The 11,563-nt window shown below is 41.9% G+C and carries 10 protein-coding genes; 2 read left to right on the top strand and 8 right to left on the bottom strand.

Annotated elements, in window-relative coordinates:
* Window positions 1-134: 134 nt before the first annotated feature.
* The 8 genes from mutM to ACWXWT_RS17935 form a co-directional block, all read right to left on the bottom strand.
* Complete coding sequence (gene mutM, locus ACWXWT_RS17970) at window positions 135-950, bottom strand: bifunctional DNA-formamidopyrimidine glycosylase/DNA-(apurinic or apyrimidinic site) lyase (protein WP_456042949.1); 816 nt, start codon at window positions 948-950, stop codon at window positions 135-137.
* A gap of 13 nt (window positions 951-963) precedes the next feature.
* Complete coding sequence (locus ACWXWT_RS17965) at window positions 964-1,419, bottom strand: hypothetical protein (RefSeq protein ID WP_456042948.1); 456 nt, start codon at window positions 1,417-1,419, stop codon at window positions 964-966.
* Between the two features lie 124 nt (window positions 1,420-1,543).
* Window positions 1,544-2,530 carry a GTP 3',8-cyclase MoaA gene (moaA, locus tag ACWXWT_RS17960; RefSeq protein WP_456042947.1) on the bottom strand — a complete coding sequence of 329 codons (987 nt, stop codon included), beginning with the start codon at window positions 2,528-2,530 and terminating at the stop codon, window positions 1,544-1,546.
* An 8-nt stretch (window positions 2,531-2,538) separates the two neighbouring features.
* Window positions 2,539-4,356, bottom strand: a complete 1,818-nt coding sequence (locus tag ACWXWT_RS17955; protein ID WP_456042946.1) for a bifunctional molybdopterin-guanine dinucleotide biosynthesis adaptor protein MobB/molybdopterin molybdotransferase MoeA — start codon at window positions 4,354-4,356, stop codon at window positions 2,539-2,541.
* Between the two features lie 17 nt (window positions 4,357-4,373).
* Complete coding sequence (mobA, locus tag ACWXWT_RS17950; RefSeq protein ID WP_456042945.1) at window positions 4,374-4,964, bottom strand: molybdenum cofactor guanylyltransferase MobA; 591 nt, start codon at window positions 4,962-4,964, stop codon at window positions 4,374-4,376.
* Window positions 4,948-5,637: an energy-coupling factor ABC transporter ATP-binding protein gene (locus tag ACWXWT_RS17945; RefSeq protein ID WP_456042951.1), complete on the bottom strand. Its 690-nt coding sequence runs from the start codon at window positions 5,635-5,637 to the stop codon at window positions 4,948-4,950. The genes mobA and ACWXWT_RS17945 overlap by 17 nt, the downstream gene beginning before the upstream one ends.
* Window positions 5,638-5,698: 61 nt before the next feature.
* A complete protein-coding gene (locus ACWXWT_RS17940) occupies window positions 5,699-6,406 on the bottom strand; it encodes an ABC transporter permease (RefSeq protein WP_456042944.1) in 708 nt (235 codons plus the stop codon).
* Complete coding sequence (locus ACWXWT_RS17935; protein WP_456042943.1) at window positions 6,403-7,227, bottom strand: substrate-binding domain-containing protein; 825 nt, start codon at window positions 7,225-7,227, stop codon at window positions 6,403-6,405. Before ACWXWT_RS17935 ends, ACWXWT_RS17940 begins: the two co-directional genes overlap by 4 nt.
* Window positions 7,228-7,521: 294 nt before the next feature.
* Between ACWXWT_RS17935 and ACWXWT_RS17930 the strand changes: the two genes are divergently transcribed.
* Complete coding sequence (locus ACWXWT_RS17930; RefSeq protein ID WP_456042942.1) at window positions 7,522-8,910, top strand: sigma-54-dependent transcriptional regulator; 1,389 nt, start codon at window positions 7,522-7,524, stop codon at window positions 8,908-8,910.
* Window positions 8,911-8,965: 55 nt separating this feature from the next.
* Window positions 8,966-11,053 carry a sensor histidine kinase gene (locus tag ACWXWT_RS17925; protein WP_456042950.1) on the top strand — a complete coding sequence of 696 codons (2,088 nt, stop codon included), beginning with the start codon at window positions 8,966-8,968 and terminating at the stop codon, window positions 11,051-11,053.
* The last annotated feature ends 510 nt before the right edge of the window (window positions 11,054-11,563 follow it).

Below are 11,563 nucleotides of genomic sequence, written 5' to 3'. Positions count from 1 at the left end.
GATGCTGGAGGTAGAGTAACGCAGGAGCTTGTTACCGAGGATCACTATTCGCTTCAATCATCTGCCTTGCCTACAGCACTTTGAACTCCCGCTGAAAGATCACATATTTAATAGGATTGGTATTACTGATGTCACTATCGTTGTTGGCACACACCACAAAATACCGTAGTGCGTTGACCCAACTTTATCTCACTTAATAAATTACCGCAGGCGGTACAGGTTTCGCCACCTCGGCCGTATACATGCAGCTTTTGGGCAAAATAACCTGGTTTACCATCAGCATTAGTAAAATCTTTTAAGGTGGTACCACCTTGCTTAATGGCGAGAGCCAAAATCTGTTTTACTTCACTGACGAGAATCGTTAACCGTTCTATATCAATGCTGCCAGCTGCAGCTTGTGGGTGTATTCCTGCCGCAAAAAGGGCTTCGTTAGCATAAATATTACCAACACCCACCACAATATGATTATCCATTAAACACTGCTTGATGGCTTTCTTTTTACCGCTTAATGCAATGTGTAATTGTGTTGGGGTAAAGTGTTGGCTAAGTGGTTCTGGGCCGAGTTTTGACAATAATGGGTGAGCATCTTCTGGTAGCTCATACCATAACCAAGCGCCAAAACGTCTAGGATCATTAAAGCGCAGCATGCGGCCATTATCGAGTATTAAGTCAATATGATCATGTTTTTCGGCAGGTGTATTACGAGGCAAAATACGTAAACTGCCAGACATGCCTAAATGCACTATCGTCATTCCTGCATCTGTATCAATTAACAAGTATTTTGCTCGCCTACGAATATTGTTAATACGTTGACCAACAATGTTTTGAGCAATGGCTGGTACAGGCCATCGAAGGGAAGCGTTGCGTACTATTAATTCGCTGACTGTTTGTTCAATAAGGTATGGGCTGATCCCTTGGCGGGTCACTTCAACTTCGGGTAATTCAGGCATAATGACTCATTAGTTATTGTGAAGAGGTAATCGCAAGGATAGGTTGTAAATCTGCCCGTAAACTAGGCGGGATTTTATACCAACGCTGGCTGGACGATTGTAATAAACCTTCGTTGGGAAAATAGCGCCACATTTGCGCGGTTTGTACATTGTCGATGGCAATCGTCAATGTTTGTTCTTTATTTCCGTGAGAGGGAGCCGTACTAAGCGGTGACACTTTTATTGCTTGCCATGCTTGCGCCCATTGCTGGCAATTAAGCACTTGCTGGTGGCATTGCCAATGTTGATTACGCTTGGTTAACCAGTATTCATCAAGTTGCAATTGCTTTAACGGTAATTGCTGGTCAAATAAAGGCACTGTGTCATTGGGTACATTGGCTGTTTTGTCATTGATTAGCGACAACACCCCAATCATAAATATACTGGCACCAATGATAATGTAGTTCCAGCGTTTGCGTGACAGGGCCATAAATCACCTTAACTTGAATATAAAGACTATCTCAAACTGGCCCTATGAGTGACAGACAATGTGACTCGCCAGTTTGATGCGGAAAACCATTGCATCAGTGTATCATTGACGATAACAAAAACAATTAGCCGCCAGTTGCATTCATAAAGCGCAGTATTTGTGGGGCGGTGTCGATATTAAAATGATGCGACTGGGGTTTGTATTGCATGCCATTTGTAATGGCTTGTTTAAGACGATTAATGTCCGCGGGGAATTGTCGCACAATTTTTTTCAAATCAATTGCGTTTTCATTTCCTAAGCACAACAGTAATTGTCCTTCTACAGTGACTCTGACGCGATTACATTCATGACAAAAGTGATTACTGTGTGGCGATATAAATCCGATGTTTATTGAACTGTCGACCATTTTTGCATATCGAGCCGGGCCACCAGTGCGTTTAGATGAGGCAACTAATGGATAGCGTGTTTCTATAATACTGCGCACTTCATCGCTGGAGCAATGTCTACTTCGTTGGCGCTCATCCATCAATCCAATTGGCATTTCTTCAATGAAAGCTATATCCAGTTGACGTTGGCGACAGAACTCAACTAAATCTAATACTTCATGATCGTTTTGCCCGCGCAGAATGACCGCATTTATTTTGATATTGCGAAACCCAGCCGCGATAGCGGCATCAATACCCGCGATGACTCGCTCCAGTTTTCCATTACGTGTTAACTGGGAAAATAGATTGGGGTTTAAGGTATCGAGGCTGATATTTAAACGGCTAAGGCCATTATCAAACAGTGGCTGTGCTAGCTTAGATAACCGTGAGCCATTCGTTGTCATTGACAGTTCATCAAGGCCTGGTAAATTTTTCAACAATTTGACCAGTTTGTCACAATCAGATCGGACTAATGGTTCCCCGCCAGTCAGGCGTATTTTTTTGACCCCAAGCTCAGTAAAAGCTTGAGCTATCCACGACAATTCTTCTAGGCTAAGCACATGTGACTTAGGTAAAAAAGTGGGATCTTCGCTCATGCAATACACACAGCGAAAATCACAACGATCGGTAATCGATAGGCGTAAATAATCTACTTTCCGTTGGAAACGGTCGATAAGTTGGTTCATATTAACCGTTACAGTAAATCAGCGAATGGTTGGATAAAAACAGACTCTCCCGCTGGAACTGTTGCAGTGTCATCGTTAATGACAATGAGGCAATTGGCATTGACCATTGAACTGAGCATGCCAGAACCTTGTGCGCCAGTGGTACTCACTTTGATTTTACCATCAGGAGCAATAGTATAAATACCGCGTAAAAATTCAGTACGTCCTGTTTTACTGCGTAATGCATGTTGTGCAATAGCAGGAATAAATTGTGGCTGCCAGTGGGATTCACCAGCCAGCTTACGAATAGCGGGTTGCACAAATTGTAAAAATGCCACCATCACGGCAACGGGATTTCCCGGTAATCCAAAAAACAGGCTTTGATCAATTTTACCTACGGCTAGGGGGCGTCCTGGGCGCATGTTAATTCGCCAAAATTGAGTGTTACCGACATTCGCTAAGGCTGTTTTGATGTAATCAGCATTACCTACTGACACGCCGCCAGAGCTGATCACTACATCCGCTTGCTGTGCGGCACTGTGTAATGTAGCTGTCAGTGTTTGCTCATTGTCTTCAATAATGCCTAAATCAATAACCTGACCCCCGAGTTTTTTAGCCATAGATAATATGGTGTATCGATTGGAGTCATAGATACAGTTTGCTTTGAGCAATTCTCCCGGCTGGCTGACTTCATCGCCAGTTGAGAATACTGCAACGGTAGGGCGTTTAATCAACGGTAAACGGTTAAACCCAAGTGATGCGAGTAAGCCTAACTCCGCAGCGCCAAGGCGCTTTCCTGCCGCTAATGCAATATCCCCTCTAGCAATATCTTCACCGGCTAAACGAACATGTTGGCCTTTGACTATGTGTTCTTGCTCAAGAAGGGTTAATTGATTATCTTGCTCGTTTGCCAACTCTCGCGGCTGAATGGTGTCAGCACCTTTTGGTACTGTTGCGCCAGTCATAATGCGCACAGCTTCGCCGTCTTGCAACATATTGGGGTAATGATGTCCTGCTAATACTTCTGCCACGATTTTAAGAGGCTTTTTAGATACGTTACTAAATGCAAAGGCATAACCGTCCATTGCAGAGTTAGTTTGTTGAGGTACGTTTACTTCAGAAATAATATCATGTGCCAGTACGCGGTTATCAATATCGAAAAGACTGACTAATTCGGTGTCAGCTATTGGGGCCACTTGTGTAAGCACTGCAGCAACACCTTGCGATACGCTAATACCGTGTGGATGGTTTGCTATATTATCGATCGGGGCAGCTATACTCGCATCGATGGGTAAACTGATATCTGCTACCTGCCAATTTTGCTGGTAGTGTTGAACAAAATCAGCAATTTGCGCCACATTGTTTAAATCTAAGCGGGTTAATGTGTCTGGCACTGTGGTTTCGTCACAACAGGCAATTGCAACGATATTGTCATCATGAATATGGATCAGAGGCTTATTATGCGCAGCGCGGTGTAATTCTATTTTCGGTAATGCTAGTTTTTTAAAGCCTTCTACAAGGACGATATCCACTTTATCAGCTTCAATTTGGCGCAGTAAATGCTGTAATTGTGGGTCGTCATCGACAGGGTCTTCGGTCATTAACGCCCAACGTACATGGGAGGCCACTAAGACTTGTCTTGCGCCAGCTTTACGCATTTCAAAACTGTCTTTACCCGGAATATCTACATCAAAATTATGGTGTGCATGTTTGATAACCGCTAAACGTAAGCCGCGTTGGTTGAGCGCAGGGATAAGTTGTTTAAGTAGAGTTGTTTTACCTGTACCACTGTATGCACAAAATCCTAAAACGGGAATAGGTAAGGGGTTAGAAAATAATGCTGTCATGGAATACCTCTACTAAATTATTTGGCAATTTGCGCTGCTAACTGATGTTTTTGTTCTGGTGTATTAATGTTAACGAACGCATTAGGTTGGTCGGCAAAGCTTTCTACTGCCACTTTGTGTTGGGCGTACCATAAATCAATCTTACGCTCTCCTGCATCCAAGAAAGCCTGCATTGATGAGACTAAATGAGGTTTTAATAGTAACACTACGGGTTGTTCGTATTCACCATCACTGGCCACTGCAAGGTCGGCTTGTTGTTGCTCTAATGCGGCTAATAATCTGCCCGCTAAGTCTGTTGGCAACATAGGGCAATCACAAGGCACAACAAGAAGGTAATCGGCTTTAGTTTGCTTTAAGGCTGTCACCATTCCTGCCAGCGGCCCTAAATAGCCGCTGTCTTGATCGCTAAAAACGGTATAACCCCATTGCTCATATTGAGCTTGGTTTCGATTAGCGTTGATAACGATGTTATTTACTTGGTCTGTCAGTTTATCGATGGTGTGACAAATCATTGCTTGGCCATTGAGATCGACTAAACCTTTGTCATTGCCGCCCATTCGTCTAGCCATGCCGCCAGCTAAAATTACTGCATCAATTTGTGGTGCCATAATGTAATTCCGTAGTGTGAGTATCATGTAAATCATCGGGAGTGGGTACATGCATACTGGTATGAATTGTACGTTGTTTTATATGCCAGTGTTGTTGACACAACGCAGTTAAGCCACAAGTTTGATGGCTGCTGATTAATAGTCCTGTACCATCTTGTTTTAACTGATTAATCATTGCCAAAACTAAACGCTGTGAATGCTTGTCCATATTTGAAATTGGTTCATCAAGCATGAGTAATCTGGGCTGAGTGATCCACGCTCTTGCAATCGCAAGCCGTTGACGTTCACCACCGGATAAATCACTAGCATGGTGGCTCAATAAGTCGTTAAGTTGCGCCATATCAATGGCTTGTTCTATGCGCTGCTTGCGTTCGTTTGGTGGTAATTTCAGTTGGTCTAAGGCATACGTTAAGTTGTACTTTACAGAACCTTCAAAAAGATATGGATGCTGGTGTAAATAGACCGCTTTTCCAAGTAGTGACTGAGGGCGCCACCATGCTCTAGGTGCAAAACCTTGACAGTTAATTTGGCCTTGGCTTGGTGTGAGTAACCCTGCTAGGAGTTTCATCAACGTTGACTTACCCGAGCCATTGTCGCCTTGCAAATAAATCACGTCACCTTGGCTGAAGTGCAGATCATCAGCATTGAATAAAATCTGTTGGTTAAATTGCATCAGTAAGTTTGTCGCATGGATACTGACTAATGGTGTGTCTGGTTTGTGTGATAAAGGCACCTTAGTGACTCCTTGGGAGGGCTTTGCCTCGCAATGAACCTAAGATGAAGTTTAGCACTAATGCTAATATTAATAACACTAGCCCTAAGGCAATCGCTTGGGCAAAGTCACCTTTACTTGTTTCGAGTGCTATTGCTGTGGGGATATTACGGGTGACATTCATAATATTTCCTCCCACCATCATCGAACAACCTACTTCAGTTAAAATACGACTAAATGCAGCAATAATGGCTAATAAAAGAGGCACTCGCAGCTCGCGACATAATGTCCAAACGGCACGAAGCCAAGACGCGCCTAAGGTTCGGGATGTTTCCCAAGCTCTTCTATCAACACTAGAAAACGCGGCCTGAGATAAGGCGATTAATACAGGAGCACAAATTAACATTTGACCTAAAATCATTCCTTTTTGGGTAAATAGCCACTTTAAATCACCCATCACACCATTACGAGTCAGTAATAAATACACGAGTAAACCGATGACCACAGTGGGGATAGATTGTAATGTTTGAACGAGGTTTGTCACAATCCAGCGGCCTCTAAAATGGCTAAAGGCAAGGATAAAACCTAGCATCATCGATGGAATAATGGTGATCAAAAGCGCGGCGAAAGACACCGAAAAGGAGATGTTAATAATTGCCCATACATTAGGGTCAAAAGATAGCAGCAAGCTAAATGCTTGCTGCAATAGAGCTAACCAGCCATCGCTCATTTTTTATAAGTTGCCTTGAACAATTGCTCTCCTTGAACTTTGTAATCATTAATCATAGTTTGTGTCGCAGGGCTGATAAACCAGTCGCTTAACGCTCTTGCACCTTTATGATTTAACTCTGGGTATTTTGCAGGGTTGATTAACATAATTTGATAAGGGTTAGCCAGTTTAGCGCCGCCTTCAAAGCTAATGTTAAGGTCTAGTTTAGCTTTATAAGCAATATAAGTACCGCGATCGGTTAGTGTATAAGCTTGTAATTCATTTGCCATTAACAAGGTTTTACCCATGCCTTGGCCAACTGATGTATAACCGTTAAAATCAGGTTTTACGCCAGCATCTTTCCAAATGATTAATTCTTTCATGTTAGTGCCAGAATTATCACCACGAGAAACAAACTTGCTAGGCTTATGAGCGATTTTGCTGAATGCTTCAGTCACATTTTTACTCGACTTTATTGCAGCAGGATCATCTTTAGGCCCTAAAACAACGAAATCATTTTCCATGATACCACGAGGCTCGATACCGTAACCGTCAGCAACAAATTTTGCTTCTGCAGCAGGAGCATGAGTCATGACTACATCAACATCTCCCTGACTTGCTAATTTTAATGCTTTACCTGTCCCTGTGGCAATAACTTGTACAGTGTAGCCTGATTCAGCTTCAAATTTAGGTAATATTGCGCCAAGTAATCCTGAGTTTTCAGTACTGGTTGTGGTCGCTAATTTGATGACTTCATTTGCGAGTGTAGCAGGGCTGAACATTACTCCGCTGAGTACTGACGCTGCTAATAGAATACCGACACTTGATTTGAGTTTTAACATTACCGCTCCTTGAGATATTAATAGTCATGATGTTCATACAGAAAAATGTACAAAACATTAAGCTTTTTCTGCTTAATTACTAACGCAATAAGCAAGTTAGATGCCAAGCAGTTTTAATGCAAACAGAGTTCACGCATAAAATCGAAACTGTGAACTTGCTCCCAAGCTGTGATATTTTTTAGTAGACAAATTGTCCCATGATCACTTTTCTATGGTTCATAGTGACCAAGTATTTTAAATTCAGTGATACAGTGTTAACAAAGCGCGTCAAAATGTCCAAATATGAGTCCATTTATGAGTCCAGATGAACATATCTCTCCAGTAAGTAAGACCACAATGTCGGTTCTCATCGTTGACGATGAACCCGGTATGCGCAGTTTTTTGATGAAAGCCTTATCAAAGAAGTTTGCATTGGTCGAAACCGCTTCCACAATTGCACAAGCAGAAGAGCTGCGCAGTCAAGGCCACTTTGATTTATTAATCGTTGATATTAGATTACCCGATCGTTCTGGAATTGAGTGGCATGAGGCGCTCAATGATCCAGATCGGCAGTCGGATGTTATTTTTATGACCGGTTACGCTGACATGGATGTAGCAATTAAAGCGTTGCGTGCAGGTGCATCCGATTTCATTATGAAACCGTTCCACTTAGAGCAAATGATAACCGCGGTTGATCGCTGTATCGAAAAGCGTTTGCTTAAACGCGAAAACTTTATGCTAAGGCGTGAATTGTCACATGGGCAATCATCCACCATTATTGGAAACAGCGAAGCTATCCGTGACGTAAAAGAAGTGATTGAACGTATTGCGCCAACAAACGCGGTTGTCTTAATTGAAGGAGAATCGGGTACAGGAAAAGAGCTGGTAGCCAGACAATTACATCAACTGAGTGGCAGAACTGGGGCATTTGTACCGGTAAACTGTGGTGCCATTGCCCCAGAGCTATTGGCCAGTGAATTATTTGGTCATACAGCAGGTGCATTTACAGGGGCGAAAGGTAATCGGGAAGGGTTATTTAGCTATGCCTCTGGCGGCACAATATTTTTGGACGAAATTGGCGAAATGCCAATGAATATGCAAACCGCCTTATTAAGGGTGCTGGAACAACGAGCTATTCGACCTGTAGGCAGTGAAAAAGAAATCGATATTAACGTGCGTGTTATTGCAGCCACAAATCGACTATTAATTGATGAAGTGGAAGCAGGCCGCTTTAGGCGTGATTTATTTTATCGCTTAAATGTACTCAATATTGTCATTCCTTCATTGCGATCTCGTCCTGAAGATGTCGTTGAGCTGACCCATTATTTTACGCTGCAATTGTCGCAAGAACTGGGTATAAAAGACGTTATTTGGAGCCACGAAGATTTGCAGGTACTGCAACAGTACGATTGGCCGGGGAATATTCGAGAATTACGTAATATGATTGAGCGATGTATCTTACTCGGTAAACCGCCTGCAGAATATTGGAAAAAGCCCGCGCCCGTAGTGGTTAACGATGCGATGGGTTATCCCTTAGATTGGCCATTAAAAGAGGTTGAGAAGCATCATGTTACTCAGGTAGTCGATGGTTATAATGGAAATAAATCTGCTGCAGCACGTGATTTAGGCGTGTCTCGAAAAACCTTAGATAGAAAGTATAAAGATTGGTTTACTCACCAAGATGAGTCTCACGAGGAAACATAAAAGAGTGAAATCTACTGGTTTTTTTACACGTATTTTTGGAATTAGTTGGCAGCAAATGCAAGCCAAAGTACGTTATCGAATTTTATTTCTAACATTACTGCCCATATTACTAACCTTAGTAAGCTTGGTATTTATTACGATTTATTGGAATGTAATATATACAGGTAAACAGTTGTTTATGAAGGTGAAGGCGGATTTAGTTGTCGCTAACAGTACCTTGCAGCAAGCGCAACAAAATCAGCAAAACCAATTGGATTTGATAAGCAAATCATGGGATTTTCAGCACGCATTTAGACTGTTAAAACACACAGATCAGCAGCCTAACCACAAGGCGATTGATGCATTAAATATACTATTGGCTCAACAGCAACAAGAATCGGGATTGGACTTCTTGCGTTTAATTAGTGTTGCAGATGCCGCAGCCGATCCTGACTTGCGACTAATGTTGCACAAAACTCAACAAAAAGCCTTTTCTGGCTTAATGGTATTATCTGCAAAACGTCTTGAACGGATAGATTCAAATTTAGTTAAACAAGCGCAATTGTCACTCATTACCACATTACATGCTAAGCAGCCTAAACAGAGTGTCGAAACTCGTGGCTTACTCAGTCGAACGTTACTGCCCATATCCGATTTGTCTGGGAATGTATTTTGGTATTTAGACGGTGGAATGTTGTTCAATAATAATACTGTCATCGTGGACCAAATTCGTGACTTAGTGTATGGCAAAGGTACATTGCCAGAGCGCTCTATCGGTACGGTAACCCTTTTCTTAGATAATATTCGAGTTAGCACTAATGTGCCGATGGAACAGTTTCCAAAAGATATTGATAAACCCAATAGAGCACTAGGTACGCTTGTGTCTGATGAGGTGTATCAACAAGTGCTTGTCGAAGGAAAAACGTGGATAAATCGTGCCTTTGTATTTAATGATTGGTATATCTCGGGTTATTTACCGTTAGAAGATGTTCGCGGTAAAAGGATCGGAATGGTGTACGCCGGTTTCTCTGAGTCTCCTTTTCTACATAATTATTTACTTAACATTATCGAGCTAGGAACTATTTTAGTTATTGTATTATTTATTTCAGGATTTTTGGTCTACCGTGGCGCCAATAGCTTGTTACAACCTATTGAATATATACACCAAGTTGTTACATCAGTACAGTCTGGTCGCAATGTCAGAATTGGTAAATTAGGATTAAATAGGGATAACGAATTAACTCATTTAGCCGAACAATTCGACAGTATGCTGGATCAACTACAGCGTCGTAATGCTCAAATTCAAGCCGCAGCAGAACAACTTGAAATTAAAGTCGAACAACGAACCCGCAGCTTGCAAGATAAAACAGAAGAGCTCGAACGAAACGTTGCATTATTGCACGCCACCAGACAACAACTGGTGACCAACGAAAAACTGACCGCATTGGGAGAGCTCATTGCAGGGATCGCCCATGAGATTAACAATCCTACCGCCGTTATCTTGGGCAATATGGAGCTGTTAAAGTATGAGCTCGGTGACAACACAGCGGTTGAAGAAGAAATTGAGTTAGTTATTCAACAAGTGGGTAGGATCACCACTATCATTCGTAGCTTGTTGCAATACAGTCGTCCGGGTGAGTTTAATGCGCCGATAACATTACAACCCGTGACGCCCATAGCTGAAGAAATGCTGTTACTGGCACGCCATTCTATTGAGCAACAAGAAGTTAAATTAATCAAAGAATTTGAAGCGACATGTGCTGTTGAAGTCAACCGTCCACAATTATTGCAGGTGCTGATTAACTTAATGATTAATGCTGCCCATGCTATTGAAAATAAAGGTCGAATTTGGTTAAGAACATACGACTGGCTCGAAGATGGTGAAACCATTGGGGTTAAAATTGAAGTTGAAGATGAAGGGATGGGGATTACAAAAGAAGACCTTAGCCGTATTTTTGACCCATTTTATACCACACGTAAAGATGGCACTGGTTTAGGCCTTTCGTTGAGCTATGGGATCATTAAACGCCTCGGTGGAACAATTGATGTTAATTCAATTGTTGGCAAGGGGACCATATTTACCATAGGACTTTATCACAAAGCGAAAGATGATCAGCAACTTGGCCCTTATGAAGGCTTACATTTTGGCGATAGAATGGAATAAGTTGAAAAAAAGGCAAAAAAAAGCCGGGTGATGAACCCGGCCACAAAGAGTGTGTGAGCAATGTCGTGCTTGCGAACTCTGAAAACCAATTAAAGGTGATGAAGTCTTTAATTGTTAAACCGAGTTTTGGAACGCCAGATAATAGTAATCATTCTCATTTGTATTTGCAAGTATTTATCGTCATAAATTTTATCTTTACATAAATAAAATAACAGTTTCATATTAACGATTGATTTTTAAAGAGTATTTTTTAAGTGTTTTTTTAAAATTTGCAATTGACCTAGTTCTGGTCAGCATTTTCATCACATGTTTCATGCCACTGTTATGGTTTGCCACGAAAACAAGGTGTTCAGCACTTAAAAAGTCAACCAAGCACTGTTATACCAATCCTATTAAATATGTGATCTTTCAGCGGGAGTTCAAAGTGCTGTAGGCAAGGCAGATGATTGAAGCGAATAGTGATCCTCGGTAACAAGCTCCTGCGTTACTCTACCTCCAGTATCTGACCGC

Source organism: Shewanella sp. A22 (assembly GCF_053850585.1).
This window is presented reverse-complemented; position numbering and strand designations above follow the sequence as displayed.

Bases quoted from the DNA above. Each gene is read 5' to 3' on its own strand.
- mutM (WP_456042949.1), bottom strand. From the start codon at position 950: ATGCCTGAATTACCCGAAGTTGAAGTGACCCGCCAAGGGATCAGCCCA.
- ACWXWT_RS17965 (WP_456042948.1), bottom strand. From the start codon at position 1,419: ATGGCCCTGTCACGCAAACGCTGGAACTACATTATCATTGGTGCCAGT.
- moaA (WP_456042947.1), bottom strand. From the start codon at position 2,530: ATGAACCAACTTATCGACCGTTTCCAACGGAAAGTAGATTATTTACGC.
- ACWXWT_RS17955 (WP_456042946.1), bottom strand. From the start codon at position 4,356: ATGACAGCATTATTTTCTAACCCCTTACCTATTCCCGTTTTAGGATTT.
- mobA (WP_456042945.1), bottom strand. From the start codon at position 4,964: ATGGCACCACAAATTGATGCAGTAATTTTAGCTGGCGGCATGGCTAGA.
- ACWXWT_RS17945 (WP_456042951.1), bottom strand. From the start codon at position 5,637: ATGCAATTTAACCAACAGATTTTATTCAATGCTGATGATCTGCACTTC.
- ACWXWT_RS17940 (WP_456042944.1), bottom strand. From the start codon at position 6,406: ATGAGCGATGGCTGGTTAGCTCTATTGCAGCAAGCATTTAGCTTGCTG.
- ACWXWT_RS17935 (WP_456042943.1), bottom strand. From the start codon at position 7,227: ATGTTAAAACTCAAATCAAGTGTCGGTATTCTATTAGCAGCGTCAGTA.
- ACWXWT_RS17930 (WP_456042942.1), top strand. From the start codon at position 7,522: ATGAGTCCAGATGAACATATCTCTCCAGTAAGTAAGACCACAATGTCG.
- ACWXWT_RS17925 (WP_456042950.1), top strand. From the start codon at position 8,966: ATGCAAGCCAAAGTACGTTATCGAATTTTATTTCTAACATTACTGCCC.